This is a genomic window from Kitasatospora sp. NEAU-CNBT7, from assembly GCF_057220535.1.
This window is the reverse complement of record NZ_JBXQQB010000003.1, coordinates 168,449-194,203: the sequence shown is the minus strand read 5'-3', so window position 1 is coordinate 194,203 and position 25,755 is coordinate 168,449. Positions and strand designations below refer to the sequence as shown.

The 25,755-nt window shown below is 73.6% G+C and carries 21 protein-coding genes, 1 tRNA gene and 1 pseudogene; 14 read left to right on the top strand and 9 right to left on the bottom strand.

What is annotated here, in order from left to right:
- Positions 1 to 400 precede the first annotated feature (400 nt).
- Positions 401 to 3,025, top strand: coding sequence for a rifamycin-inactivating phosphotransferase (gene rph / locus AC2TEW_RS05760; protein ID WP_484622211.1), 2,625 nt, complete (start codon positions 401 to 403; stop codon positions 3,023 to 3,025).
- 279 nt (positions 3,026 to 3,304) lie between these two features.
- Here the strand turns inward: rph and AC2TEW_RS05755 are convergent, their stop codons facing one another.
- Positions 3,305 to 3,859, bottom strand: coding sequence for a YrhB domain-containing protein (locus AC2TEW_RS05755; RefSeq protein WP_484622210.1), 555 nt, complete (start codon positions 3,857 to 3,859; stop codon positions 3,305 to 3,307).
- Positions 3,860 to 3,964: 105 nt separating this feature from the next.
- On the bottom strand, positions 3,965 to 4,831 hold the full coding sequence (locus AC2TEW_RS05750; RefSeq protein WP_484622209.1) for a universal stress protein: 867 nt from the start codon (positions 4,829 to 4,831) through the stop codon (positions 3,965 to 3,967).
- Between the two features lie 523 nt (positions 4,832 to 5,354).
- On the opposite strand from AC2TEW_RS05750, the gene qcrB reads away from it, so the two are divergent.
- Complete coding sequence (gene qcrB / locus AC2TEW_RS05745; RefSeq protein ID WP_484622208.1) at positions 5,355 to 7,007, top strand: cytochrome bc1 complex cytochrome b subunit; 1,653 nt, start codon at positions 5,355 to 5,357, stop codon at positions 7,005 to 7,007.
- 88 nt (positions 7,008 to 7,095) lie between these two features.
- Here qcrB and AC2TEW_RS05740 read toward each other — a convergent pair whose 3' ends face one another.
- Entirely contained in the window at positions 7,096 to 7,494 is a 399-nt protein-coding gene (locus AC2TEW_RS05740; RefSeq protein WP_484622207.1) for a cytochrome C oxidase subunit I, read from the bottom strand.
- A 295-nt stretch (positions 7,495 to 7,789) separates the two neighbouring features.
- Between AC2TEW_RS05740 and AC2TEW_RS05735 the strand changes: the two genes are divergently transcribed.
- Positions 7,790 to 8,155, top strand: coding sequence for a hypothetical protein (locus AC2TEW_RS05735; RefSeq protein ID WP_484622206.1), 366 nt, complete (start codon positions 7,790 to 7,792; stop codon positions 8,153 to 8,155).
- A gap of 43 nt (positions 8,156 to 8,198) precedes the next feature.
- Here the strand turns inward: AC2TEW_RS05735 and AC2TEW_RS05730 are convergent, their stop codons facing one another.
- Entirely contained in the window at positions 8,199 to 9,098 is a 900-nt protein-coding gene (locus AC2TEW_RS05730; protein WP_484622205.1) for a YwqG family protein, read from the bottom strand.
- 257 nt (positions 9,099 to 9,355) lie between these two features.
- Positions 9,356 to 9,450, bottom strand: a tRNA-Cys gene (locus tag AC2TEW_RS05725).
- A gap of 295 nt (positions 9,451 to 9,745) precedes the next feature.
- On the opposite strand from AC2TEW_RS05725, the gene AC2TEW_RS05720 reads away from it, so the two are divergent.
- From AC2TEW_RS05720 to AC2TEW_RS05710, 3 genes are all read left to right on the top strand, one after another.
- Positions 9,746 to 10,369 carry a hypothetical protein gene (locus AC2TEW_RS05720; protein WP_484622204.1) on the top strand — a complete coding sequence of 208 codons (624 nt, stop codon included), beginning with the start codon at positions 9,746 to 9,748 and terminating at the stop codon, positions 10,367 to 10,369.
- A gap of 207 nt (positions 10,370 to 10,576) precedes the next feature.
- A complete protein-coding gene (locus tag AC2TEW_RS05715; protein WP_484622203.1) occupies positions 10,577 to 11,197 on the top strand; it encodes an L-threonylcarbamoyladenylate synthase in 621 nt (206 codons plus the stop codon).
- A 219-nt stretch (positions 11,198 to 11,416) separates the two neighbouring features.
- Entirely contained in the window at positions 11,417 to 13,006 is a 1,590-nt protein-coding gene (locus AC2TEW_RS05710) for a Na+/H+ antiporter (RefSeq protein WP_484622202.1), read from the top strand.
- Positions 13,007 to 13,037: 31 nt separating this feature from the next.
- On the opposite strand, the gene AC2TEW_RS05705 is transcribed toward AC2TEW_RS05710, so the two are convergent.
- Together AC2TEW_RS05705 and AC2TEW_RS05700 are read right to left on the bottom strand one after the other, a co-directional pair.
- Positions 13,038 to 13,634 carry an NADPH-dependent F420 reductase gene (locus tag AC2TEW_RS05705; protein ID WP_484622201.1) on the bottom strand — a complete coding sequence of 199 codons (597 nt, stop codon included), beginning with the start codon at positions 13,632 to 13,634 and terminating at the stop codon, positions 13,038 to 13,040.
- A gap of 111 nt (positions 13,635 to 13,745) precedes the next feature.
- A complete protein-coding gene (locus AC2TEW_RS05700; protein WP_484622200.1) occupies positions 13,746 to 14,558 on the bottom strand; it encodes a 3'(2'),5'-bisphosphate nucleotidase CysQ in 813 nt (270 codons plus the stop codon).
- A 138-nt stretch (positions 14,559 to 14,696) separates the two neighbouring features.
- On the opposite strand from AC2TEW_RS05700, the pseudogene AC2TEW_RS05695 reads away from it, so the two are divergent.
- The 4 genes and pseudogenes from AC2TEW_RS05695 to AC2TEW_RS05680 all read left to right on the top strand — a co-directional run bounded on the left by AC2TEW_RS05695 (position 14,697) and on the right by AC2TEW_RS05680 (position 17,760).
- A pseudogene (locus AC2TEW_RS05695) lies at positions 14,697 to 15,297 on the top strand (LysR family transcriptional regulator).
- Positions 15,298 to 15,411: 114 nt separating this feature from the next.
- Positions 15,412 to 15,870 (top strand): MarR family winged helix-turn-helix transcriptional regulator, encoded by a 459-nt coding sequence (locus AC2TEW_RS05690; RefSeq protein ID WP_484622199.1) that lies wholly within the window; start codon positions 15,412 to 15,414, stop codon positions 15,868 to 15,870.
- 26 nt (positions 15,871 to 15,896) lie between these two features.
- The gene (locus AC2TEW_RS05685) at positions 15,897 to 17,348 is read left to right on the top strand and encodes an MFS transporter (protein WP_484622198.1); all 1,452 of its coding nucleotides are present in this window, start codon (positions 15,897 to 15,899) and stop codon (positions 17,346 to 17,348) included.
- Positions 17,349 to 17,466: 118 nt separating this feature from the next.
- The gene (locus AC2TEW_RS05680) at positions 17,467 to 17,760 is read left to right on the top strand and encodes a DUF1330 domain-containing protein (RefSeq protein WP_484622197.1); all 294 of its coding nucleotides are present in this window, start codon (positions 17,467 to 17,469) and stop codon (positions 17,758 to 17,760) included.
- Positions 17,761 to 18,524: 764 nt separating this feature from the next.
- Here the strand turns inward: AC2TEW_RS05680 and AC2TEW_RS05675 are convergent.
- Entirely contained in the window at positions 18,525 to 19,634 is a 1,110-nt protein-coding gene (locus AC2TEW_RS05675; protein ID WP_484622196.1) for an FAD-dependent oxidoreductase, read from the bottom strand.
- 123 nt (positions 19,635 to 19,757) lie between these two features.
- On the opposite strand from AC2TEW_RS05675, the gene AC2TEW_RS05670 reads away from it, so the two are divergent.
- Positions 19,758 to 20,351 (top strand): TetR/AcrR family transcriptional regulator, encoded by a 594-nt coding sequence (locus tag AC2TEW_RS05670; protein ID WP_484622195.1) that lies wholly within the window; start codon positions 19,758 to 19,760, stop codon positions 20,349 to 20,351.
- Between the two features lie 249 nt (positions 20,352 to 20,600).
- Here the strand turns inward: AC2TEW_RS05670 and AC2TEW_RS05665 are convergent, their stop codons facing one another.
- The gene (locus AC2TEW_RS05665; RefSeq protein WP_484622194.1) at positions 20,601 to 21,233 is read right to left on the bottom strand and encodes a TetR/AcrR family transcriptional regulator; all 633 of its coding nucleotides are present in this window, start codon (positions 21,231 to 21,233) and stop codon (positions 20,601 to 20,603) included.
- A 153-nt stretch (positions 21,234 to 21,386) separates the two neighbouring features.
- Here AC2TEW_RS05665 and AC2TEW_RS05660 point away from each other — a divergent pair, with 153 nt between their 5' ends.
- From AC2TEW_RS05660 to AC2TEW_RS05650, 3 genes are read left to right on the top strand one after another with little or no spacing between them, the layout of a single operon-like run.
- Complete coding sequence (locus AC2TEW_RS05660; RefSeq protein WP_484622193.1) at positions 21,387 to 22,943, top strand: purine-cytosine permease family protein; 1,557 nt, start codon at positions 21,387 to 21,389, stop codon at positions 22,941 to 22,943.
- 10 nt (positions 22,944 to 22,953) lie between these two features.
- Entirely contained in the window at positions 22,954 to 24,606 is a 1,653-nt protein-coding gene (locus tag AC2TEW_RS05655; RefSeq protein WP_484622192.1) for an amidohydrolase, read from the top strand.
- A complete protein-coding gene (locus tag AC2TEW_RS05650) occupies positions 24,603 to 25,703 on the top strand; it encodes a C45 family autoproteolytic acyltransferase/hydrolase (protein WP_484622191.1) in 1,101 nt (366 codons plus the stop codon). The genes AC2TEW_RS05655 and AC2TEW_RS05650 overlap by 4 nt, the downstream gene beginning before the upstream one ends.
- The last annotated feature ends 52 nt before the right edge of the window (positions 25,704 to 25,755 follow it).

The following is a 25,755-nucleotide window of genomic DNA, read 5'->3' as shown; positions in this document are numbered from 1 at the left end:
CGGCAGATCTCAGACGCGGTCCGAGGCCCCGCCCTCGGCCGCGCCCGCTCGGCGGACGGGGCGTCCGCATCGGCCACGACACAGGCCGCCCGTGCGCGGCGCGCCGCCCCCAGGCGTCCGGCGTCAGTCGTGTCCGCGGCCGGAAAATGGCGAAGGCAAGGAGATCCAGCTCTCCTTGCCTCTCCTAACGTATAGCGCACCCGGGGGCTTGCGGCAAGGCCCCGGTCAGGGCGCAGAATCGTCGGCCGAGGCCACTACCTGCGGAAATGAGGGCACACGACGTGCGGGTGTTGTTGTCGACGTACGGGGGACGCAGTAGCGAGGGACCGGCGGCGGGAGCGGCAGCACGGCTGCCGGCCGGTGCGCTGCGAGGGGACACGGCCGGTTCGGAGGTGTCGCGATGAGCGAGCAGTACGTGCTGGACCTCCAGGAGGTCGACGAGACGCAGACCGCGGTCGTCGGCGGCAAGGGCGCGCACCTGGGCGGGCTGTCGGGGATCGAGGGCGTCCACGTGCCGCCCGGTTTCTGTGTGACGACGACGGCCTTCGGGCAGGTCGTGGCGCAGCACCCGGCGTTCGTCGACCAGCTCGACCGGCTGTCGCGCCTGGCCCCGGACGACCGGGAGGCGGTCCGCGCGCTCGGCGCGGAGATCCGCCGGACCGTCGAGGGGATCGCCGTCCCGGACGGTCTCGCCGCCGCGGTCACCGCCGCGCTGGCCCGGCACGGCGAGCAGGCGGCGTACGCCGTCCGGTCCAGCGCGACGGCGGAGGACCTGCCGACCGCGTCCTTCGCCGGCCAGCAGGACACCTATCTGAACGTGGTGGGCCCGGCCGGGATCCTCCGGCACATCAGCCGGTGCTGGGCCTCGCTGTTCACCGAGCGGGCCGTGACCTACCGTCAGCGGGCCGGCATCGACCACCGCACGGTCCGGATGGCCGTGGTCGTGCAGCGGATGGTCCTCCCCCGGGCGTCCGGCATCCTGTTCACGGCCGACCCCGTCACGGGCAACCGGAAGGTCGCCGCCGTGGACGCCGGCTTCGGCCTCGGGGAGGCGCTGGTCTCCGGGCTGGTGAACCCGGACGTCTTCAAGGTCCGCGACGGCGAGGTGATCGCCAGGACGGTCGCCGCCAAGCAGCGCGCCGTCCTCGCCGTGCCGGGCGGCGGGACGCAGGAGGTGGCGGTCGACCCGGAGCAGCAGGAGCAGCCCTCGCTGACGGATGCCCAGGTCCTGCGGCTGGTGGCGCTCGGGCGTCGGATCGAGGCGCGCTTCGGCCGCCCGCAGGACATCGAGTGGTGCCTGGTCGACGACGACTTCCGGATCGTGCAGAGCCGGCCGATCACCACGCTGTTCCCGGTCCCCGAGGCCGGGGACACGGAGAACCGCCTCTACGTCTCGGTCGGCCACCAGCAGATGATGACCGACGCCATGAAGCCGCTGGGGCTCTCGATGTGGCAACTGACAGCCATGGTGCCGATGCACGAGGCCGGCGGGCGGCTGTTCGTCGACGTCACCGGGCGCCTGGCCGCGCCCGCGAGCCGCGCCGGCCTCCTGGACCTCATGGGCAAGGGCGACCCGCTGGTCAGGGACGCGCTGGAGACCGTCCTCGACCGCGGCGACTTCATCCCCTCGCTCCCGGCGCCCGATCCGGCCTCCGGTGGCGCCGCGACGCCCGCCCGCGGCACGCCCGCCCCGGCCGGGACCGACCCGGCCGAGGCCGACCCGGCCATCGTCCCCGAGCTGATCGAACGCAGCCGGGCCTCCCTCGCCGCCCTGCGCCGCGACATCCGGACGAAGACCGGACCGGCGCTGTTCGAGTTCCTGCTGGACGCCTTCGAGGAGCACAAGCGCCTCCTCGGCGACCCGCTGAACATGCGGGCGATCATGGCGGGGATGGAGGCCACCTGGTGGCTCAACGACACGCTGCTCGACTGGCTGGGCGAGAAGAGCGCGGCCGACACGCTCACGCTGTCCGCGCCCGGCAACATCACGTCCGAGATGGGCCTGGCGCTGCTGGACGTCGCCGACGCGATCCGCCCGCACCCGGAGGTGGTGGCGTACCTGCGGGGTGTCACGGGCGATGACTTCCTGGACGGGCTGCCGAAACTCGCGGGTGGCACCGAGGCGCACGACGCCATCGAGGGGTACCTCGACCGGTACGGCATGCGCTGCGTCGGCGAGATCGACATCACCAGGCCGCGGTGGGACGAGCGGCCCGGCACGCTGCTGCCGGTGATCCTCGACAACGTCAGGCTCTTCGGACCGGGCGCCGCCGAGCGCCACTTCGAGCAGGGGCGACAGCAGGCACAGCAGAAGGAACGGGATGTCCTGACCCGCCTGCGGGCGCTGCCGGACGGCGAGCGGAAGGCCGACCGGACCAAGCGGATGATCGACCAGGTCCGGGCCTTCGCCGGGTACCGCGAGTACCCGAAGTACAACATCGTCAGCCGTTACTCCGTCTACAAGCAGGCCCTGATGGCGGAGGCCGGGCGTCTCGTACGGGCCGGCGTGCTGCGCGACGCGGAGGACGTCTTCCACCTCACCTTCCAGGAGTTCCACGACCTCGTCCGCACCCACCGGCCGGACGTCCGGCTCATCGAGCGCCGCAAGGAGGACTTCCGCGCGTACGAGACGCTCACCCCGCCCCGGGTCCTCACCTCGGACGGCGAGGCCGTCGCGGGCGCGTACCGGCGCGAGGACGTGCCCGACGGCGCCCTGGCCGGCCTGCCGGTCTCGGCCGGGACGGTGGAGGGGCGGGCCCGCGTCATCCTCGACATGGCGCAGGCCGACCTCGAAGCGGGCGACATCCTGGTCACCGCGCACACGGACCCCAGCTGGTCACCGCTGTTCGTGGCCATCGCGGGCCTGGTGACGGAGGTGGGCGGCCTGATGACCCACGGCGCGGTGATCGCCCGCGAGTACGGCCTCCCCGCCGTCGTGGGCGTGGACGGCGCCACCCGCCTGATCCGCGACGGCCAGCGAATCCGCGTCCACGGAACCGACGGCTACGTCGAACTCCTGCCCTGACCGCCCTCCCTCCTCGGCCGGCCCGGCGATCGTTCGCCGTGCCGGCCCCCGCCCTGTGCGGACGGGACGACAGCCGCTCGGTCCGCCCACTGACGCGCCCCGCAACCCGGCGACCCCGCCCTGTGCACCGGCGATCCCCCGATGCGCCCTTGATCCGCGGCGCCGGTCAGCGGACCGTCAGCGTCTGTCGCCGTTCGCAGGACCACCGATCGGGGGATTCACGTGCCCGTTTCAGACTCCACCAGCCCTTGGGCGCACCTGGTCACCTCTGCCGAGCTGCTACCGAGCAGGGCCTGCCAGGGTGCTGATGGGCAGCAGCGGCGAGGTCTCCCGCTCGGGCTTCGGGATGCGCCGGACCAGTTCCGCCGGGGGCTCCTCCCCGTCCTTGACGGCCGTGACGTACGCCTTCGCCTGGTCGGGTCCCAGCAGCGGTGCCTGCTTCCGCAGGTGTCGCATCGCGGCCATCGTCCCGGCGGACCGAACGAGTGCCTGGACAGCCGTGAGCAGCGGATCGGGCTCGTCCGCCGGCCGGACACCCTTGCCCTGCTGGAGGTGGAGCTCCTCCCAGCGGCCACTGACGAAGGTGGTGACCGGGATGTGGTGGATGCTCCCGTCCTCCCGGTCGACCAGATACGGGCCTTGGCCGATGAGCATGTCCTGGGGATCTCGGCTGCGGATGTACTCCACCGACTGCACGGAGACCAGCCACCCGAAGGCGTGCTCGTGTACACCGGCCACGACCCGCTCGGGTTCCCGCGCCATCCATGGTGACTCCCGCCGCTCTCGCGGCAGCAGTGCCTCGACCAACTCCACCGCGTGTTCCCTGGTGACCACGGCATCCATCCTTCACCACGGCGCAACCGGGTTTCCGACCCGCCCACCGCTCGGAGCTGCGCGGGCAAGACCCTGCCCCCGTCCGGGCGGCGCCTTCTCCTGCTCCTACTGCCCGGGGCCGGGCGGGGGTACGACGGCGACCGGGCAGTGGGCGTGGTGGACGACGGCCTGGCTGACCGATCCCAGCCGTCCGAGGGGGCCCTCGGGGGTGCGGTGGCGGCCGACCACGACCAGTTGGTGCGTCTTCGACAGGGCCACCAGGTGTTTGGCGGGCCCGGCGCGTACGGCGTCCTCCTCCACCGGGACGTCGGGGTACTTCTCCTGCCAGCCGGCCATGACCTCGGCGAGGAGCCGCTGCTCCTCGGCCAGCACGTGGCCGGACTCGTACACGGGCGGGAGCGCGTGACCCGGGCCGAGGACGATCGGGTAGCTCCAGGCGTGGATCGCCCGCAGCGGCAGGCCGCGCCGGCGGGCGCTGTCGAAGGCGAAGTCGAGGATCTCGTCCGACGGATCGCGGCCCTCGACGCCGACCACCACGCCGTCCGACGCCTCGGCGGCCGCGGCCCGGACGGCCACGACAGGACAGGCGGCATGGGCGGTCACATGCAGGCTCGTGGATCCGACGAGCAGGCCCTGGAACCCGCCGCTCCCGCGCGAGCCCAGGACCAGCAGGCCTGCCTCGGCGCTGACGGCGACCAGTGCCTCGCGCGGGCTCGCGTCCACGACCTCGCTGCCGACCTCGAGGCCCGGGTGCCGGGCGGCGACGCGGTCGGCGGCCAGCCGCAGCGCCTCCTCGCCCGCCCCTCGTGCCGCGCGGGCGTCCAGCGCTTCCGGTGCCTGGTCGGGCTCCCACAGCCAGGCGTGGACCAGGCGCAGGCTCATCCCCCGGGACCGGGCCTCGTCCGCGGCCCAGTCGACGGCCGCGCCCGCGCTCTCGGGATCGTCGACCCCGACGATCACTGGATATGCCATGACTCGCTCCTTCGCTGGCTCGCCCATCGCCGGCATGCCCCTTGAAGCACTCCTCGGCGCCGGGAACGCTGCCCTACCGGCGCTGCCGTACCGGCGCTGCCCTACTGTCGATCGTCGGACGGCGGTACCGCACCGGCAACCGGCACCGGCACCGGCGACCGGCAACCGGCGACCGGCCGGAGCGGTGCGAGGCACCGCGGGCGGAACCCTCCGCGCGGGCACCCGCGTACGACACGCCGCGGAGAGCGCCGGATGAGCGTGCACCGGCACTCCGGCCGCGCGAACATGGCGGGTAGTCAATCAACTACTCCCGGTGACATCCCCGGTCGCCCCGGTCCACGGTGGTCCGGCTCGCGACCCGACGGGATTCCGGCGCCGCAGCCACACGGCCGCCGCACGGCCCGGGCCCGCCCGTCGAGAGGTCCCGTGATCACATCGATCCGCCGGCTCCAGCCGCCGGCCACGCGTTCCGTGCACGACTCATGCCGCTCCGGCGTTCGGGCGGCCCACCCGGGGAGCGGGCATGCGGGCTGAACGGCGGCGTCCGGACTCCAAGGCGGCCCCGGCCAGCACCCGGGCCGAGCCGGCCGGCCCGGGCGAGGCCCTGGCCGACTGGACCGACGGGCGTCTGGGCATCTACGCCCTCGCCAAGTCCAACCTGCGGAAGATCTTCCCGGACCACTGGTCCTTCATGCTCGGTGAGATCGCGCTCTACACCTTCGTCATCATCATCCTCACCGGCGTCTGGCTGACCTTCTTCTTCCAGCCCAGCATGTCGGAGGTCACCTACCACGGCTCCTACACCCCGCTGGACGGCGTGCGGATGTCCGACGCGTACGCCTCCACGGTGAACATCAGCTTCGAGGTCCGCGGCGGCCTGCTGATCCGTCAGATCCACCACTGGGCGGCGATCGTCTTCGTGGCGTCGATGCTGGTCCACATGATGCGGGTGTTCTTCACCGGCGCCTTCCGCAAACCGCGGGAGCTGAACTGGATCTTCGGCGCGACGCTGCTCATCCTCGGCATGTTCGACGGGTTCATGGGCTACTCGCTCCCCGACGACCTGCTCTCGGGCACCGGCATCCGCTTCATGGAGGGCGCGGTGCTCTCGGTGCCCGTCGTCGGCACGTACCTGTCGATGTTCATCTTCGGCGGCCAGTTCCCCGGGACCGCCATCGTGCCGCGCCTGTTCACGGTCCACGTCCTGCTGATCCCGGGCATCATGGTCGGCCTGCTGGCCGCGCACCTGATCCTGGTCTTCTACCACAAGCACACCCAGTTCGCGGGGCCCGGCCGCACCCAGAAGAACGTGGTCGGCATGCCGTTGATGCCGGTCTACATGGCGAAGGCCGGCGGCTTCTTCTTCCTGGTCTTCGGCATCGTGGCGGCCATGTCGGCCATCGCCACGGTCAACCCGATCTGGGCCTACGGCCCCTACCGGCCGGACCAGGTCTCCACCGACGCGCAGCCCGACTGGTACATGGGCTACTCCGAGGGGCTGGTCCGGGTCATGCCCGGCTGGGAGATCTCCGTCTGGGGCGGGCACACCCTGAACCTCGGCGTCTTCCTGCCGCTCGTCATCTTCCCGCTCGTCCTGGTCGCGATCTGGGCCTACCCGTTCGTCGAGGCGTGGATCACCGGGGACAAGCGCGAGCACCACATCGCGGACCGGCCGCGCAACACGCCGGTGCGCACCGCCTTCGGCGCCGCGTGGATCTCGCTCTACCTGGTGCTGCTGATCGGCGGCGGCAACGACCTGGTCGCCACCCACTTCCACCTGTCGATCAACGTCATCACCAACGCGGTCCGGGTCGGGTTCTTCGTCGTCCCGGTGATCGTGTTCTTCATCGCCAAGCGCTGGTGCCTCGGCCTGCAGCGCCGGGACAAGGAGAAGGTGCTGCACGGCCGCGAGAGCGGGATCATCCGCCGTCTCCCGCACGGCGAGTTCATCGAGGTGCACACCCCGCTCGCACAGGGCGACCTGTACAAGTTCACGGCGCACGACCAGCCCCGCCCGGCGCCGCTCCCCGTCCGCACCAACCGCAAGGGCAAGCCGCGCCGGCTCGACGTCCTGCGCTACAAGCTCTCCGAGAGCTACTTCGGCACCACGGGCCAGATCCCCAAGCCCACCGCCGAGGAGCACGAGGCGATCAGCAGCGGCCACGGCCACCACTGACCGCCGTCACCACCGGAGACCTCCGCAGCGCGGAGGTCTCCGGCCGTCCGCGGGCCGGTGGCCGCGTCCGCGCGCGGCCGGCGGGCCCTCAGTGGTCGAGCAGCACCGGCACCGCGGCGAGCAGCGCGGTCACCGCCACCGCCGCCAGGCAGACCGCGGCCCACAGCCCGGCCGCCCGGCGGCACTTCGCGGCGTAGTCCTGCCCCATCTCCTCCGCCCGGGCGAACGCCCGGTCGAACACACCCCGGGCGTAGCAGAGCCGGTCGCCGGTGTACGCCTGCGCGATCTCCTCCCGCTGCTCCTGGGCGAGCCAGCGGAACTGGCCGGCGAACTGCTGGGCGTCCCGTTCGGCCGCGCAGACCTCCGCCTCCCAGACCAGGTACCCCTCGAGCCGGGCCAGGCCCGCACCGGTCTGCGAGGCCCCGCGCCGCGCGGCCGGGGAGGTACCGCCCGTACGGTCCCGCCGCAGAGACCTCGCCTCGCCCATGAACTCTCCCTCGTCCGCCCGCGGACATCGCCCGCCGCGGCACGGTCAGCTCGTGACGTCCGCCGCCCGACGCCCGGCGCGCCGGGCCGGCCGGTTCACTACCGAGGCGGACCATTCACTACTATCTGTGACCGATCGGCCGGGAGCCCGTCTGCCACGCCGAGTCCCGGCGGGCAGAGCCGGGCCCGGCACCGCCCGGGCCGACCCGGGCGGCCGGAGAGGTTGGGAATTGCCAGGCGGGCGCGGCACCATGGACAGCAGGGCGACGCGGGTCGGCGGGAAGGGAGAGCAGCTGATGGCCGAGGAGCAGTTCTTCCACGCCGGTGCCGTCTACCGCCACTTCGAGGACGGCCGGCCCTCGGGCGAGGGGGTGTTCGTGGTCGTCCACGTCGGCAAGGCGCCGGCGGGGTTCCAGTGCCCGTCGGAGGCCGCCGAAGTCGCGTTCGGCTGGCGCCGCGGCCCGGGCCCGGGCGGGCCCGACCAGCCGATGGGCGCCTACATGACCACGGACTTCACCGGCTGGCGCGAGATCGGCGACACCGACCTGGCCGAACTCCTGGGCGACAGCCCGGTCCCCGCGCAGGCCGCCCCGGCCCCAGGCCGCCGGGAGCCCACCGGGCGGCCCACCGACGCCGGGCGGGCCCCGATCCGGCACTGGTGACGGCCCGCCGGGAGGCCGGTCCCGGCCCCGTCGGCAGCCCGGGTCAGGAGCAGTCCCAGTGGTACCCGACCGGCCGGCCCGGACACGTGACGCATTCGAAGACGTAGACGCCACCGGCGTCACCGAACATCAGACCGGCCGGATTGTGCGCACCGCAATTCCCGGCGGAATCTCGCTTCTCCCGTCCTGTCCCGGCGTCACGGTCCTCGACCGGGAGCCAGCTGCGCCAGGATGCGCCGTCGTACTCCCAGCTGCTCACCGTCAGCAGGTGCTCCATCGTCCGCCCGCAGTCCGGGCACTCCGGCCAGCACTCCTCCTGGGTCCAGCTCGGGAACCCGCCGAGCTTGATACCCGGCGCGGCCGCCAGGTGGGAGTGGTACTCCCAACCGGTACGGGCCTCCATGACCTCGATGCGTCCGCCGAGTGCGGCGCCGACGTCCTCCGGCATGTCCCAGCTCGGATACTCGGTCACCGGCTCGGGATGCAGGACGCAAGGGTCCGGGATGCTGTGCTGCGGCGCGGTGCTCACGGTCGGCGGCGCCGATTCGAGGATCCGCCCGATCGCGTCCGCACTCCGCCAGTACACCTTCGGTATCGGCTCGGGACAGCAGTCGACGATGAAGGGGCACCAGAGCACCTGGAGCAGGTCGCAGCCTTCGGGGAAGGACAGCTCCGGCACGTCGCGGCGGTGGATCTGGACGATGCTGACCAGCGGCACGGGGCCGTCCGTCGCGGGGCCGCCCCAGGGCTCGTGGTGGCTGGTGCTCGGGCAGACGGGCCACGGCTCGTCGGCCGGCCACATCAGCGGGCCGCCGACCGAGCTCTCCCCCGGGCCCGGGGCACCGGCGCGGGGATGGAGCCGTATCGCGCTACGACGCAGCGGGGCCAGCTCCGGGAAGAGCGCCTCCACGTCGACGGGCCGGGGCGGTGTCGTGCGGGTCATCGTCGTCTCCGTCGTGTGCTGCTGCCGTTGCGGGACGACCGTAGCGCCCGCCGGTGACAGCGCCTCCGCGGGCGAGGGCGCGGCCGCAGCAGTCACCGGCCGTACACCTGCGCCAGGGCCTCGCCGAGGGCCCCCTCGGACGGGCGACACGAGCGCTCCCGATCGCGGCATCGGCCACGACCGAGTACCCGGACGCCCTGCCGGACGCCCGGACGGGCGGTGCCGGGAGAGTGCGGGTGCGGCGGAGGAAGGAGGGGCGGAGAGGGCAGGATTCGAACCTGCGCGGGCCCCGGGGGACCCTGCTCGGCCGTTGCCGGCCAGGCACCCGATGAACCGCTCCGGGCACCTCTCCCGATCGGGGACCGGCCGTGTACCGCGGCCCCTTGACGCGCCCTCAGAATGCCCCGGCCACCTGACGCTGCGCTGACACCGGACTGACCTCCGTCCCCGGCGGCGGCGGGGCGAGCCCGGCTTCCTCGGCCGTCCGGGTGTCACTACTTGACGGTAGGTTTCGTCTGCGCGGGGGGCACGCGGACGTATCCCGCCTCCGAACCACGCGGGGGCGACGGGTCCTGCTGTCTCCGTCACCCCTGTGCGAGATCCGCCGCGGCCACCGGGTCGCGCGCGACACCACACCCTGGAGAGACATGACTTCGCGATTCCGGAGCGCGCGCCTCGGCGCCTCCGCCGTCATCGCCGCGGCGGCGCTCGGCCTGGTGAGCGCCCCGGCCGCCCAGGCCGCACCCGTCGGCACCGTCAACGGCGACTTCGAGGCCGGGAACACCGGCTGGTCGTCGTTCTCGACGCCGTTCGGCGGTGCCCGGCTGATCAACGCGTCCTCCGCCTACCCGGCCCGCTCCGGCAGCTGGAAGGCCGAGTTGGGCGGCCAGGGTTTCACCGGCGTCAACCGGATCACGCAGCAGGTGACCATACCCGCCAACCGGGTTCCGGTCCTCACCTTCTGGCTGCGCGTCCCCCCGCAGGGCCCGGGCGGCCTCGCCTACCGGGAGCTGGACGTCGAGGCGACCGCGGCGGACGGCACTCCGTACCTGCTGGCCAGCCGTACCAACAAGGACGGGAACAGCAGCTACGAGCAGGTCACCGTCACCCTGCCGGACGCCTTCTACTCCACCACGGAGAAGACCGCGGTGCTCTCCTTCATGGTGGTCGAGGACAGCGCCAACAAGGTGCCGTTCCTGGTCGACGACGTGTCGATGGCCTACCGCCTCAAGATCGTCCGGCCCTGGTTCCCGCCGGTGCCGACGTTCTGATCCCCCCTCCCCGACGGGAGGCGCGTCGTAGGGCCGGCGCGGCCGAACGCCGGTACGGCCCCAGGTCATCGGGCGCAGTGACGCGGCGAGCGACCCGGGACCGGACGGGGGGTGCGTCCGGTGCGCCCGGCGCGTCCGGTTTGATCGTCCCCGTGGCAGTGCGTCATGGATTGTCGCCGAGCGGGGCCGATCCCCTATGGTCGGCCAATGGCGAAGTACTTCGATGTGCACCCGCAGACCCCCCAGGCCCGGACCATCGGCACCGTGGCCGACAGCCTCCGCTCCGGGGCCCTGATCGCGTACCCGACCGACTCCTGTTTCGCCCTGGGCTGCCGGATGGGCAACCACGACGGCGTCGAACGGATCCGGTCGATCCGGCGGCTCGACGACCGCCACCACTTCACCCTGATGTGCGAGAACTTCGCCCAGCTGGGGCAGTTCGTCCAGATCGACAACGCGGTCTTCCGCGCCGTCAAGGCCGCGACCCCGGGCAGCTACACCTTCATCCTGCCCGCCACCAAGGAGGTGCCGCGCCGCCTGCTGCACCCGAAGAAGAAGACCGTCGGCGTGCGGATCCCCGACCACACCGTCACCCAGGCGCTGCTCGCCGAACTCGGCGAGCCGCTGGTCTCCAGCACCCTGCTGCTGCCCGGCGAGGCCGAGCCGATGACGCAGGGGTGGGAGATCAAGGAACGGCTCGACCACGTGCTGGACGCCGTGGTGGACTCCGGCGACTGCGGAACGGAACCGACGACGGTCGTCGACTTCTCCGGCGGCACCGCGGAGATCGTCCGGTACGGAGCCGGCGACCCCACCCGCTTCGAGTAACGACCCCGGGCCGCCGGGACGGGCGGTAAGGGGCGGGCCTCACGGGACTGAGCGCCCCCTGCGGCGTGTCCCGCGGCCGGGCGGCTCGGCCGCCCTGTCCGGCGCTGCTAAGGTCCCGATAAGATCGTCCTGGTGTGCCGGGAAGTCTGGTCGGCTCGGGGGACGACTGCGGCGATCGGGCGGCAGCGCCCCCGCTCCTCGTGATGGGGGCTTTCGCAGATGCGCGCCGTGGGGATCGTCCTCTTCCTGGTGGTGCTGGCCACCGCCGTGGCCACCTTCGCGCGGCGCTGGCGCCTGCCGGCCCCCTCACTGCTGGTGCTGGCCGGTATCGCCGTGGCGCTGATACCGGGCGTGCCCGCACTGCACATCCCGCCCCAGGCGATTGCCCTGGTCGTGCTGCCCCCGCTGCTGTACGCCTCCGCCGAGGAGCTGTCGCTGCGCGATCTGCGCACGGTGTGGAAGCCGGTCACGATCCTCGCATTCGGCCTGGTCTTCGCCTCGGCGGCGGCCGTCGGCTTCGTGGCGGTCGCGGTGACCGGCCTGCCACCCGCGATGGCCTTCGTGCTGGGCGCCGTACTCGCGTCCACCGATCCGGTGGCGGTCACCGCGCTCGGCCGCCGGCTGGCGCTGCCGGGCCGTGTCCAGGTCCTGGTGCAGGCGGAGAGCCTGTTCAACGACGCCACCTCGCTGGTGCTGTTCAGGGTGGCCGTCGGCATCGCGGTGGCGGCGGGCGGTTCGGTGAGCCTGCTCGCCGCCGGCGGGGAGTTCCTGCTGCTCGGCGGCGGCGGGAGCCTGATCGGCGCCGCCGTGGCGGGGCTGGTGTGGCTGATCCGCCGCCGTACCACCGACCCGGTGCTGGAGACCGTGATCGCCCTGGTCACCCCGTACGCGGCGTACGTGGTGGCGGAGGCCGGGCACACCTCCGGGATCACCTCGGTCGTGGTCGCCGGCGTCCTGCTGGGCCGCAGCGGCCGCCGCCTCACCGACGCCCACATCCGCCTCCAACTGCACGCCGTCTACGCGGTGGTGGTGTTCATCCTGGAGAGCGTGGTGTTCGGCATCGTCGGTCTGGAGCTGCCCGCCCTGGTACGGGACCTGCCCGAGGGTACGGGGTGGTGGCCGGTGCAGGCCCTGGCCCTGGCCGCCGTGCTGATCGCCGTCCGGGTGCTGTCGACGCTGCCGCTGACCCGGGCCGTCCGGCCTTCCCAGGAGCTTCCCCGAGGGCATTCTCGGGGCCTTTCCCCGGAGCCTTCCCGGAGCCGGATGTCGTGGCGGGTGGCCGGGGTGGTGACCTGGGCCGGCACCCGTGGTGTGATGCCGCTGGCCGCCGCCCTGTCGATCCCGCTGCTCGCGAGCGACGGCACCCCGCTGGCGGGACGTCCGCTGGTACTGGTGCTGACCACGGCGGTGGTGGTGTTCACCCTGGTCGTCCAGGGGTTGACCCTGGCGGCCGTGGTCGACCGCTCCGGCCTGGCGCTGGAGCCCGAGCACACCGCCCGGGAGGAGGCGGAGGCCCGGGACACCCTCACCCACGCCGCGCTCGCCCACGTCGAGGAGCTCGCGACCCTGGACGTCCTGCCCGAGACCGTGATCGACCGGGTGCGGCGCGGGCTCGGCGCCCGCCTCGACCGCAGCGTCGACGGCCCGGACGGCAGCACCGTCGACGCCACCTACCGCGAGCTGTGGCACGCCGTGATCACCGTGCAGAACACCGAGTTGCACCGTCTCTACGACGAACACCGGATCAGCGACACCACCCGCCGAACGATCCAGCACGACCTCGACCGCGAGGAAGCCGCTCTCGGCTGAGGCCGCCCGCCGGGGCCGGGCGTTTCGCAGGTCAGCGGGCGATGGAGATCGCGAAGGGGGTGAATCCGCTGGAGCGGATGACGTGCGGGACGAACAGGATGGCGGCCTCGGTGGCGCGGGCGGTGCGGATGCCGCCGAGGTCGGTGATCCAGTCCTGGTGCCAGCCGAGGTCGGTGAGCAGGTCGCGGACGGTCTGCTTGGCCTGGGGGTCCTCGCCGGAGAGGAACGCGGTGGGCGCCTGGGTGAGTGAGGCGGGGGCGGTCATCACCGGGAAGAGCATGGTGTTGAGGGTCTTGACGACGTGGGTGCCGGGGAGCGCGTCCTGGAGCTGTTCGGCGAGGCTGGAGCCGGGGTAGATCAGGTCGGCGGGCAGTCCGTCCGGTCCGTCGGTGGTGGCGTTGGAGACGTCGACGAGGATCTTGCCGTTCAGTTCCTCGCGCAGGGCGGCGAGGCGCTCCAGGGAGCCGGCGCCCGGGGTGGCGTTGATGACGACCTCGGCACTGCGGGCGGCGGCCGCGGCGGCGCCGGGGTCGCGGTCCACCACGGTGACCTGGTGGCCGGCCAGGGTGAGGGCTGCGGCGAGGTTGCCGCCGACGCGGCCGTTGCCGAGGACTGCGATGGTGGTCATGGTGATCTGTTCCTTTGCGTTGGTGCGGGTTGGCGTGCGGGTCGGTGCGTGCGGGTTGGTGTGTGCGGGTTGGTGTGTGCGGGTTGGTGTGTGCGGGGTCGGGGCGGGTGGTCAGCGGGTGAGGGTGGCGGCGGCCCGGGCGTGGACGGCGGGTGCGGCGGCGAGGAAGCTTGCGCTCTGCGGGGTCCAGGGGCGGCCCTGGGTGTCGGAGACGGTCCCGCCGGCCTCGGTGACGAGCAGGGCGCCGGGCAGCAGGTCCGCGCGGGCGCCGGCGAACTGCCAGAAGGCGTCGATGCGTCCGGCGGCCACGTTGACCAGGTGCAGGGTGGCGGGGACCGCGACGCGCACCACGAGCGCGTCGGAGAGCATCGCGGTGATCGAGGCGCCGATCTGCTGCACGACCTGCTCGTCCTCGTCGGGGCGGGCCTGGCTGGTGGCGACGATGCCAAGGCCCAGGTCGGCGGTGGCGGAGACGTGCAGCGGCCGGCCGTCGAGGTGGGCGCCGGCGCCGGTGCGGGCGGTGTAGGTCTCGCCGGTCAGCGGCAGGTGCACCACCGTGAGCTGCGGCCGGTTGTCGCGCACCAGGGTGGCGGTGACCGCCCACTCCGGCAGGCCGTGCAGGTGGTTCACGTTGCCCTCGGCCGGGTCCACCACCCACCACTCGCCGTCCGGCAGCGCCCCGCCGTCCAGCTCGTCCTCCACCCATCGGGCCTGCGGCCGCAGTGCGGTCAGGGCGGGACGCAGGATGTCGAGGGCCGCGTCGTCGTTGACGGCCAGCGCCGCCATCAGCTCCTCGCGGCTGCCGTAGCGGACCACCTCGCCGAAACGCGCGCGCAGCGCCGCACCGGCCTCACGCACCGCGTCCGCGGTCCCATCGAGCAGATCGGCGTCGGAGAGGGCTGTCGTCTGAAGCGTTTCGGACATGGCGGTACTCCTGTGCGAGTAGGGGTGGTTGGGGCCGGTCGGGCCGCGCTGTGCGGTGCGTCCTGTGCTCCGGTATCGAAGGTAGCCAGCCCCGGCATTACCTTCAAGTGCATGTCAAGCACGGCTAGGATGACTCTCATGCAACTGGACTTGAACCTGCTCGCCGCCCTCGACGCGCTGCTCGAGGAGGGGAGCGTGGCCGGGGCCGCCGCGCGTCTCCATGTCACCGCCCCCGCGATGAGCCGGAGCCTGGGCCGGATCCGGCGCACCACCGGGGACCAGATCCTGGTGCGCACCGGACATCTGGGCCGAGAGCGCGGGTGAGACCCGCCTCGTCGTCGTCGTGCGGACCGGGCACCCCCTCACCCGCGTCGAGGCCGTCACCGCGCAGCGGTACGCCGCCGGCGAGCACGTCACCGTCTCGCGACGCGGAAACCTCGGCAACGCCCTGGACGGCGCCCTCGCCCAGCTCGGCCTCGCCCGCCGCGTGGTGGCGACCGCGCCCACCGAAGCGGCCGCGTTCGAGTTCGCGCGCGACTCCGATCTGCTGGTCAGCGTCCCCGAAGCCACCACCCGGTCCGCGGTCGCCGACCTCGGTCTGGTCGCTCTCCCCCTCTCGCTCGAACTGCCCGCGGCGCCCGTGTACCTGTCGTGGCATCAGCGCTACGACACCGACCGGGCCCACGCCTGGCTGCGCGGGCTGGCGCGAACGGCGCTGGCAGCGTGCGCAACGGCGTAGCCGGCGCCGCTCATCCCCGCGCGGACGCGATGCAGGCCGAGCACCGCCGGACACCGCCGGACCCCGACCAGGAAAATGCATAAAGGATGCATATAAAGGCTCTATGCTTCAGGCATGAGTCGCCGAGACGCCGCACACCACGCTTCCGATGCCATCGGGTCCGCTCTCTACGGTCTGGCCACCAGGGCCGTCAGACGCCTTCCCCGCGACATGAGCCTGACGTCCGCCGCCACCTTGGCCACCCTGGACCGGACCGGCCCGCGAAGGATCACCGATCTGGCGGCGGCGGAGGGCGTCACCCAGCCCGCGATGACCGTCCTGGTCCGGGTGATGGAGGAGTCCGGGCTGGTCGAGCGGAAGGGCGATCCGTCCGACCGGCGGGTCACACTGGTGTGCCTGACCGAGACCGGCGCGGCGTACGTCCGGACCCGACGCCGGGCGGGCGTCGACGCGTACGCGCGGTTGATCGACGAACTCACCGGCGACGAGGTCGAGGCCTTGGCGGCGGCCCTCCCGGCGCTGCTGCACCTGGCGGAGCTCGAGAGCCGCGCCCCAGCGGAGTCGGACCGGTGACCGCGGCCCAGGCTCATGACCGGCCCGTGGGCACTGCCCCGGTACGGCCCGAGGCACGTGCGCTGGTCCCGGCCCTGACGTTCATCGCCCTGGTCGTGGCGGCGGTCGCCAGCCTCGGGACGCCGCTCATCACCAGCGTGGCGACCACGTTCCACGTCCCCCTCGACAGCGCGCAGTGGACGCTGACCATCGCCCTGCTCAGCGGCGCCGTCGCCACCCCCGTCCTCGGCCGGCTCGGCGCCGGTCCGCACCGGCGGGCCGCCATCCTCGCCACGCTGGCGGTCGTCGTCGGCAGTGCGCTCACCGTGCTGCCGCTGCCGTTCGCCTGGCTGCTCGTGGGCAGAGCGGCCCAAGGCGTCGGGCTCGGTCTCACCGCGCTGATGATGGGTGTGGCCCGCGACCACCTTCCCGAGGAGCGCAGCGCGGCCACCATCGCGCTGATCTCCGTGGTCTCCATCATCGGCGCCGGGGTCGGCTACCCGCTGGCCGCGCTGCTCGCCGAGTTCGGCGGACTGCGGGCCGCCTACGGCCTCGGCCTGCTCGTCACCGCCGTCGCCTTCGTGACCGCGTGGCGTTCCGTACCCGCGGCTCCCGAAGGCCGTTCCGCCCACGTGAACGTGGCCGGTGCGCTCGTCCTCGCGGGTGGACTGCTCCTCGTCCTGTTCCTGGCCGGCGAGAGGAGCCTGTGGAGCCGGCACCTGACCGTGGCGGTGGCCCTTGCCGTGGCCGCCGTCCTCCTGCTCTGCGTCTGGACCGTCTCCGAACTGCGGACCACGACGCCCCTGGTCGACGTCCGGGCGGTACGGCACCCCGCGGTCGCCGGGGCGAACCTCGCCATGTTCGTCGGCGGGAGCGGCATGTACCTCCTGCTCACGCTCATCACCCGCTACGCGCAGACGCCGCGCAGTGCCGGCTACGGCTTCGGGCTGACCACCTTCGAGGCGGGGCTGGTCCTCATCCCGTTCTCCGCACTGGGGTTCGTCGCAGGCAAGCTCACACCGCGGGTCCGGGTGCGGATCGACGGCCCGCTGGTCCTGGCCGGCAGTGCCGCCGTCGTCGGCGGTGGGTTCGTCCTGTTCGCCACCGCCCGGTCCGACGTGGCCGAACTGCTCGCGGCCATGGGCGTGCTGGGCTTCGGCGTCGGCAGCTTCTCGGCCGCCATGCTCGGCGTCATCCTGGCCGCCACCCCGAAGAGCGAGACGTCGAGCGCGATGAGTTTCAACTACGTGGTCCGCAGCGTCGGGTACTCGCTGGGCAGCGCCGTCGGCGGTCTGGTCCTGGCCGCCGGCACCGCCACGGGCCGCCTCTTCCCGGACGACGACGCCTACACGACCGCGGCGCTGGTCGGCGTCGCCGCGATGGCGATCACCACGATGGTCAGTGTCGCCCTCGCCCGCCGCCGCTCCCCCGGGGCCGAACCGATCACAGCCCCGGCCGGTGTGCCGGGCCCGGGCCGGTCGAGTCGGACCGGAGGCTGAGGCCGAGGCCGAGGATCGAAGCCGTCCGAGTTCGGCGCCGTCTCCGCCGGCCCCCGCAGCGCGCCGACCATGGATCCGGGCATGCTGCTGAGCATCGATTCCGAACACAGGAGGTACCGTGGCCAAGGGCTACTGGGTCAGCGCCTACCGCACCATTGCGGATCCCGAGAAGCTGGCTGCCTACAACAAGCTGGCCGCTCCGGCCGTCGCGGCCGCGGGCGGGCGGGTGCTCGCCCGCGACGGCCGGGTCGTCGCACACGACGCCGGGATCGCCGAGCGCACCATCCTGATCGAGTTCGACAGCTTCGAACAGGCGGTCGCCGCCCATGCGAGTGCGGCCTACCAGGAGGCGCTGGCCGCACTCGCCGACGGCGTCGAACGCGACTTCCGCATCATCGAGGGCCTCGACTGACGAACGCGCCTGAACCGACCGGGCTCGCCGGCGCCGGGCCCGGTCGGTACATCTCATGTCCGCCGCCGCCGAACGCGGTCCCGGGAGGGGAACGCCCCGGCGGGGGGCGGGGCCCGTCACGGCGAGCCCGCGTCCCGGGTCGGAGCCGCGGGTACGGAGCACGGTGGCGAGGTCGGGGCCGGTCCGTGCGGGGCCGGGTCGAGTCCCGCCCCGCGAGGCGAAGTTCGGAGCAGTTCACCGGAGGCCCCGCCGTACCGGCCAAGGACCACCAGCGCGACTCCGAGGTCGATCAGTGCAGCGGGCACGCCCACCGTACGGGCCGCGCACCAGCGGCCCGGGGCCGTGAGCAGCAGCGCCGCGATCCAGGGGGGGGAGGACCACCGCGACCGGGCCGGCCTCCTCCGCGAACATGCGGGAGCTCGCCTCCGGGGAGACCGAGGCGAGCTGGGCCAAGGCCGGCGGGAGCCCGGACGTGCACTCCTCCGCCGCCAGGGCGACCCGATCGGGGCGGCGGCGGCCAGGGTCCGGCCGGCGGCACCGCCCCCGCCTGCCGGACGGGTCGGGTCGGTGGGCGCCTGCTCGCCGCATCTGCCTGTCGGTCAGCTCGCCGACCAGGCCCCGGGAGCGGTCGATCCGGCCGTTCCGACAGGCGGAACGGGCCACGCTCCGGGCACGAGGCTACGCCGGGGCGGACGGAGGCGGCCCTGGGGAGGGCGGACCTGATCGACACGGGAAGGCCGCGCGGACGGGACCGTGGAGCCGGCTCAGGAGGCCGCTGCGGGGACGAGACGGTCGAGTCCCTGCGCGCTGCCCATCGCGGCCTCGGCCGAGCGCGGAAGCATGATGCCCTCGTAGGCGCGGACGGCGTCGTCGACGCCGGGTGCGGTGACCAGGGCGTGGGCGAGGTCGGAGCCGTCGAGCATGGCGAGGTTGGCGCCCAGGCCGGCCGGCGGCATCAGGTGGGCGGCGTCGCCGAGCAGTGTGACGCCGGGGACGTGCTCCCAGGTGTGCGGGGCGGGCAGGACGAACAGGGACCGGTTGATGAACCCGGTGTCGCTGTTGCGCAGGACGTGGCGCAGGCTCTCGTCCCAGCCGTCGAACACCGTCAGCAGGTGCCTCCGCACCGCCCGCCGGTCGCCGAGGTCGACACCGGCGGCCACGTGCCAGTCCTCCGGGGCCCGGAGCGCGATGTAGGCGCGGATGTGGCCGTTGCTGTTGCGCTGGGCGACCAGGGACCGGCCGGCGCCCTTGGCCAGCATCGATCCGCTGCCGACCAGCTCCGCGAGGCCGGGGTGGCGGGTGTCGCACTGGTCGAACCCGGTCTCGATGAAGGTGACGCCGGTGTAGCGGGGTACGGCGGGCGACAAGGCCGGGCGGACCCGCGACCAGGCGCCGTCGGCGCCGACCACCAGGTCGAAGTCCTCGGCGGTGCCGTCGTCGAGGAGGATCCGGCCGGTGCCGTCCGGCAGCGGGACGACCCTGCTGACGGCGCGGCCCCAGCGCACCGCGCCCTCGGTGACCGAGTCCAGGAGCAGGCTGCGCAGTTGGCCGCGGTCGATCTCCGGCCGGCCCCCGGCGGCAGGCGGCCCCTGATGCGCGAGGAGGGCGGCGTCGGCGAAGCCGAGCACGCGCCATTCCGCTCCTTCGGGGCGGGCGAGGGCCTGGAAGCGCTCGAGGAGGCCCGCCGCCCGCAGGGCGGCCTGACCGGTGTCGGCGTGCAGGTCGAGGGTGCCGCCCTGCGGGCGGGCGTCGGCGGAGGCCTCGCGTTCGAAGACGGTGACGCGGTGGCCGTGTTGCTGCAGGACCCGGGCGCAGGTGAGGCCGCCGAGGCCGGCGCCGACGATCGCGATGCGGGGACCACGGGCAGGGTGCATGGGTGTCTCCCTCGGGAGGGGGTGGGCCGCCGGGAGGTCCGGCCGCACCAAGAAAGCACACTCGCTAAATAAGTGCAACGAATCAACTTTTGAAGTGGATTCACCTTGCGGTACGGTGGGCGTGTGACCGACCCGACCGGGCGCCGCGAGCGCAAGAAGGCCCAGACCCGCCAGTCCCTGGCCGACGCCGCACTCGAGCTCTTCCTCGACCGCGGCTACGACCAGGTCGGCGTCAAGGAGATCGCCGACGCCGCCGACGTCTCGGTGACCACCCTGTTCAAGCACTTCTCCGGCAAGGAAGCCCTGGTCTTCGACCAGGACGACGACCTGGAGGCCGCGCTCGTCGCCGCCGTCCGCGACCGCGCCCCCGGCACGTCGATCCCACAGGCCCTGCGCGAGCACATCCTGCTGAACCAGACCCGATTCGCCGTCCACGCCAAGGACCCGCGGTTCGCCGACTTCACGCGCATGGTGCAGGAGACCCCCGCCCTGCGCGACTACGCCCACCGCCTGTGGACGCGCCACGAAACGGCCCTGGCCCGGGCCATCGCCGAAGCTGCCGGCGCACCCGAGGACGACCTCGCCTGCGCCGCCCTGGCCCACTTCGCCCTTGCCGCCCGCGGCCTGATCCTGCGGCACGCCGAGCCGCACCGCGCCGCCGACCAGGCCTTCGCGCTGCTCGAGCACGGCTGGGCGGCCTCCCACCCGGGCAGCTGACCGGCCGGTCGCCGCGCCCCGGCGGTCGCCGACCCCATCCGGCGGCCACGCGCAGGGCCACCTCCCGTCCGCCGCCCCGCAGAACCTCGATCATCCGCGCAGCCTCCCGCGCCCGGTCGGACCACGGTGCGGGCCGCAGCGTCGCGCTGTCGAGGCGCGCGACGGTGCGGGTGCCGTACGCCTACGCGGCGTCCCCGTAGGCCGAGCGTGAAGATCGCCGGACGGCGCAGGCGGCCCGGGCCGCGGTGCTCAGCCGGCGTCCCGCAACGTGCCTGGCGGCAGGCCGAGTTCGCGTTCCGCGGTGGTGAAGACGAGGGCGTCCAGGGCGGGGTGGGTGAACAGCGAGTCGCCGTTGGCGTAGGCGCCGAGTCCGTCGATCGCCACCAGGATGACCAGGCACGCCCCCAGCGGGTCCGCGGTGGTGAAGTCGCCGGTGCGCACGCCGTCCTCGATCACGGCGGTCAGGGCGTCGCGCATGACCGCCTCCTGCTCGGCCACCACGGCGCGCAGCGTGGGGCGGTAGCGGGAGAGGTGGCGGGCGTTGAGCCAGAGCCGGCCGAAGTCGACGAACTCCTCGCCGTTCAGGCGGTGCAGCAGGCGGCTCAGGCGCCGGGCGGGTGCGAGGCCCGCGTCGGCCTCCGGGAGGAGGGACTCGCGCTCGCCGGTCACCGCGCAGGCGAACGCCTCGCACAGCAGGTCGTCGATGCTCGGGAAGTAGTGGCCGATCAGGCCGGGGCGTACTCCCAGCTCGTCGGCGACCTGCTGCATGGTCGTGCGCTCCAGTCCGCGTTCCAGGGCCAGGCGGGCGGCGGTCCGCAGGATCTCCTGGCGGCGTTCCTCCGCGGTCTTGCGGGTCCGGGCGGCCCGGGGGGTTGACGTCATGCGGAACAGCCTATTGGATATCGCACCAACAGCTTATTGGTGTCGACATCAATAAGGGTCGTGCCCCTCCGCCCCCACCCGCCCGGGCCTCACCCACCCGGAACGGTGCCGCCGACTCCCCCACCCCCACCGCCTCCCCCACGAAGGAACCCCATGGAGCGTTCTGCAACCGGCCCCGCCGTGGCCGCGGCCTCCTCCGGACAGGACCGTGCCGGTTCGTTCGAGAGCCGCGGCATCGACTGCGTGCCCGACTCCGAACGGCACGGCAGAGCCCGCGAACTGTTCGCGCTCTGGGCCGCGCCGAACGTGAGCTACCTCAGCTTCGTGGTCGGCGGAGGCCTGATCCTGGCGGGCCTCACCCTCGTCGAGGCGCTGGCCGTCACCGTCGCCGGCAACCTGGTCTGGCTCCTCACCGGCTTCATCGCCGTCAGCGGCCCCGCCGCCGGCACCTCCGGCTCCGTGATCTCCCGCGCCATGTACGGCGTCGTCGGCAACAAGGTCGTCGTGCTCACCGGCTGGCTGATCGCCTCGCTCTACCTCGCGCTGAACTGGTCGGCGGCCTCCGTCGCCGGGCTCGGCCTCACCAGCCGCCTCGGCCTGCCCGACACCCCCGCCGTGGACGCCCTGGTCGTCTGCCTGATCGCCGGCGCCACCGTCCTGCTCGCGATCTACGGCCACGCGACGATCGTCCGCCTCTACGGCGCCCTGAGCGTCCTGCTCACCGTGGTGTTCCTCGCCGTCGGCGTCATGGTCCTGGCCCGCACCGACTGGTCCTACACCCCGGCCGAGCCCCTCACCGGCCTCGGCCGGCTGACCGTCCTGGCCTCCGGCTTCACCATCGTCGCCTCCGCCCCGCTGTCGTACTCCAACAGCCCCGATCTCTCCCGCTACCTGCCCCGGGACACCAGCGCGAAGGCGATCACGCTGTGGACCGCGTTCGGCGCCTTCCTGCCGAGCGTCCTGTTCACCGCGATCGGCTCCCTCGCAGCCACCACCCTCGACATGAGCGACCCGCAGGCCGCGCTGGAGGGCGTCATACCGTCCTGGTTCGCCCCCGTCCTCGTCCTCGCCGTGGTGCTCAACACCGTGGCGAACAACGGCATCACCGCCTACAGCTCCGGCCTGTCGATGCAATCCGTCGGCGTACGGCTGCACCGGGTGGTCGCCGTGCTGGTGGTCGGGCTGATCGGCACCGCCATGACGCTCTTCGCCCTCCTGGTCTTCGACTTCCTGACCGCCGTCGACACCCTGATGGAACTCGTCGTCGTCATCACCGGCCCCTGCATGGCCGTCTACGCGACCGACATCGTCCTGCGGCGCAACCGCTACGACGGCGAGCAGCTCCACGACCAGAGCCGCACCAGCCCGTTCTGGTACCGCGCGGGCGTCAACCGGGCCGGTGCGCTGGCCACCCTCGGGGGCGCCGTCGCCGCCACCCTCTGCGCGAGCACCGGCTCCTGGGCCGGACCGGTCTCCGCGGCCATGGGCGGCCTCGATCTCGCCGTCCCCGTCGGGATCCTCGGCTCGGCCGCCCTGTACTGGGCGCTGTCCCGGGCCTTCGGCACCCGGCCGTCCGGCACCACCGCGCGTCCCGCCACCACCCTGCCGCCCGCCACCGCACAGCCCGCCACCGCAGGGCCCGCCACCGCAAAGCCTGCCACCGCACGGCCCGCCGCGACCGCCGGGCCCGCCGCACCCACCCAGCACTGAGAGACCGACCATGACTGCCGACCTCATCCTGCGCGTGGCACGGATCGAGAACTTCGACCCCGTGCCCGGCCCGGCCACCGACACCGTGGTCGCCGTCCGCGACGGACGGATCGTCGCCGTCGGCGGCGACGACGTCCTCCTCGAGTGGACCGGACTCGCCACCGCCGTCCTCGCCTTCCCGGGCGCGACCCTCACCCCGGGACTCACCGACCCCCACGCCCATCCGGTGTGGGGCGCCATCGAGACCGGCACCGGCCTGGACCTCGATGGCCTGACCACCCTGGACGCCGTCTGCGCGCGCATCGCCGGGCACCTCGCGGCCCGGGGCGCAGGCACTGACGCCGACCCGTGGGTCACCGGCTTCAACCTCGACATCAACGTCTTCGACGGCGAACCCACCGGACACCCGTTCGAACAGCACCTCCCCGGTGTACCGGTCTCGCTCATGACCCGCGACGCGCACTCGCTCGTCATCAGCCCCGCCGCCGTCGCCCGCGCCGGCCTGACCGGCGCCGAGACCTTCGACGACGCCTCCCGGATCGCCACCGGACCCGACGGGCGGCCCACCGGCTTCGTCGTCGAGCTCCAGGCCATGGACCTCGTCCTCGCCCACTACCCCGAGGTGCCCCTGGCCGAAGCCGCCGCACACGTCGCCGACCGGCTGCGCCGGTTCGCCGCGGCCGGCCTCACCGGCCTGCACGCACTCGACTTCACCGCGCCCTCCGAGGACGTCTACCGGCGGATCGAGGCCGACGGCGACCTCCCGCTCCGGGTACGGTGCTCACCGCTCGTCCCCGCCGACTCCACCCGCGAGGTCTGGGAGGCCGTCGCCGCCCAGCAGGGCCTGGCCGGCCGCCGCTGGCACGTCGCCGGTGCCAAGTTCATGCTGGACGGCACCGCCGACAACGGCTCCGCCTGGTTCGACCACCCCGACGTGCACGGCCAGAACCGCGACCCCCTGTGGAAGAACGTCGACGGCTACCGCGAAGCCGTCCGCTTCTTCACCGAACGCGACATCCCCACCGTCACCCACGCCATCGGCGACCGGGCGGTGCGCACCGCCCTCGACGTGATCGAGGAGACCGGCCACGCCCCCTCCGCGCCGCACCGGATCGAGCACCTCGAGTCGATCCCCGACGACCTGCTGCCGCGCTTCGCCGCCCTCGGCGTCGTCGCCGGCCTCCAGCCCGCCCACGCCACCCGGCTGACCAGCGCCGACCAGAGCGACAACTGGTCCGTGCGGATCGGCCCGCAACGGGTCGCCCGCGGCTGGCGCACCCGGGACCTGCTCGACCACGGCGCGGTGGTCGCGCTCGGCTCCGACTGGCCGATCGGCGTCGCCGACCCGCGCACCGCACTCGCCGACGCCCAGCTGCGCCGCCCGGTCGAGCAGCCGGACGCCGCCCCCGTCCAGCCCGGCCAGCGGATCACCGCACGGGAGGCCTACGCCGGGATGACCCGGGCACCGGCCGTCGCCGCGGGGGCCGCCGACCGGCTCGGCCGGATCGCCCCCGGCCACCTGGCCGACCTCACCGTCTTCGCCCGCAACCCCCTCGACCTGACCCCCGAGGAGCAGGCGGTCAACCCCGTCCTCGCCACCGTCGTGGACGGCACCCCGCTGCACCACGCACCCCGGCCCGCCGCACAGGAACGAACCCCGTGACCCCAGCACCCTTCCCCCGCCCGGACCACCGCGCGCACGTCCGCGTCCACGCCGCCGACCCCCGCGAACGCGGACGCGCCCGCGGCCGGCAGCTCGCCGACACCCTCCACCTCGCGCTCGACGGCTACGACCGCCTCTTCGCCCTCGCGGGCGTCGGCCCGGCGACCGTCCGCGACGACGCCGAGCGGGCCCTCGAAGCGATCGACGCCTTCCGCCCCGCCCTGAGCGCGCAGATCGAGGGCATCGCCGCCGGCGCCGCCGTCGAGCCCTGGCGGATCGCCGCGCTCAACGCCCGCACCGAGATCCTCGCCCGCAGCCGTACCGTCCCGCCCGGGGAGTGCTCCACCCTCGTACGGCGCCTGCCGACCGCCGCCGGGGGCACCACCCACCTCGGCGTGCAGACCTGGGACTGGCACGTCGAACTCAGCCACGCCTGGCACACCGTCGACTCCGGCGGCGCCGCGCACCGCTACACCGGGATCACCGAACACGGCATCCTCGCCAAGATCGGCGTCAACAGCGCAGGCGTCGCCCTGCACTTCAACATCCTCGGCCACCGGGACGACCGCGTCGGCGGCCTGCCGGTCCACGTCCTGGCCGCGCTCGTCCTGGAGGAGGCCGACAGCGCCCGGCACGCACGGGAGCTCCTGCGGGAGGCGCCCCTCACCTCGTCCGGGTCCTTCCTGCTCTTCGACGAGCGGGAGGCCCTGCTCCTCGACCTCAGCCCGGCCGGCATCTTCGAGGCGCCCGGAATCGCCCCGGGCACCTTCCTGCGCACCAACCACTTCCTCACCGCCGTACCCGCCGGGCAGGAGAAGACCTGGCTGTACCAGCCCGACTCGGGCGAGCGGTACGCCTTCCTCCGCGACCGGATCGCCCGCGAACCCGTCGAGCGGGCACAGGACCTGGTCGAGCGGCTGGTGACCGGCGCCGGGGAACCCCCCGTGACCTGCGTCCCCGACCCGGACGGGCCGCCGGGACACCGCTGGGCGAGCCTGGCCACCGTGGTCCTCGACCCGGCCGCCCGCACCGCCCGGGTGCTCGACGGCACTCCCGCCGAGCACGCGACGCGGCCCTGGCACACACTGCACGCGTGACCGGCCCCCGCCACCCCGCGCGGGGTGGCGGGGTGGCGGGGGCGGGGGCGTC

Excerpts from the sequence above, each read along its gene's own strand:
- rph (WP_484622211.1), top strand. The coding sequence starts at position 401 with ATGAGCGAGCAGTACGTGCTGGACCTCCAGGAGGTCGACGAGACGCAG.
- AC2TEW_RS05750 (WP_484622209.1), bottom strand. The coding sequence starts at position 4,831 with ATGGCATATCCAGTGATCGTCGGGGTCGACGATCCCGAGAGCGCGGGC.
- qcrB (WP_484622208.1), top strand. The coding sequence starts at position 5,355 with ATGCGGGCTGAACGGCGGCGTCCGGACTCCAAGGCGGCCCCGGCCAGC.
- AC2TEW_RS05740 (WP_484622207.1), bottom strand. The coding sequence starts at position 7,494 with ATGGGCGAGGCGAGGTCTCTGCGGCGGGACCGTACGGGCGGTACCTCC.
- AC2TEW_RS05735 (WP_484622206.1), top strand. The coding sequence starts at position 7,790 with ATGGCCGAGGAGCAGTTCTTCCACGCCGGTGCCGTCTACCGCCACTTC.
- AC2TEW_RS05730 (WP_484622205.1), bottom strand. The coding sequence starts at position 9,098 with ATGACCCGCACGACACCGCCCCGGCCCGTCGACGTGGAGGCGCTCTTC.
- AC2TEW_RS05720 (WP_484622204.1), top strand. The coding sequence starts at position 9,746 with ATGACTTCGCGATTCCGGAGCGCGCGCCTCGGCGCCTCCGCCGTCATC.
- AC2TEW_RS05715 (WP_484622203.1), top strand. The coding sequence starts at position 10,577 with ATGGCGAAGTACTTCGATGTGCACCCGCAGACCCCCCAGGCCCGGACC.
- AC2TEW_RS05710 (WP_484622202.1), top strand. The coding sequence starts at position 11,417 with ATGCGCGCCGTGGGGATCGTCCTCTTCCTGGTGGTGCTGGCCACCGCC.
- AC2TEW_RS05705 (WP_484622201.1), bottom strand. The coding sequence starts at position 13,634 with ATGACCACCATCGCAGTCCTCGGCAACGGCCGCGTCGGCGGCAACCTC.
- AC2TEW_RS05700 (WP_484622200.1), bottom strand. The coding sequence starts at position 14,558 with ATGTCCGAAACGCTTCAGACGACAGCCCTCTCCGACGCCGATCTGCTC.
- AC2TEW_RS05690 (WP_484622199.1), top strand. The coding sequence starts at position 15,412 with ATGAGTCGCCGAGACGCCGCACACCACGCTTCCGATGCCATCGGGTCC.
- AC2TEW_RS05675 (WP_484622196.1), bottom strand. The coding sequence starts at position 19,634 with ATGCACCCTGCCCGTGGTCCCCGCATCGCGATCGTCGGCGCCGGCCTC.
- AC2TEW_RS05665 (WP_484622194.1), bottom strand. The coding sequence starts at position 21,233 with ATGACGTCAACCCCCCGGGCCGCCCGGACCCGCAAGACCGCGGAGGAA.
- AC2TEW_RS05660 (WP_484622193.1), top strand. The coding sequence starts at position 21,387 with ATGGAGCGTTCTGCAACCGGCCCCGCCGTGGCCGCGGCCTCCTCCGGA.
- AC2TEW_RS05655 (WP_484622192.1), top strand. The coding sequence starts at position 22,954 with ATGACTGCCGACCTCATCCTGCGCGTGGCACGGATCGAGAACTTCGAC.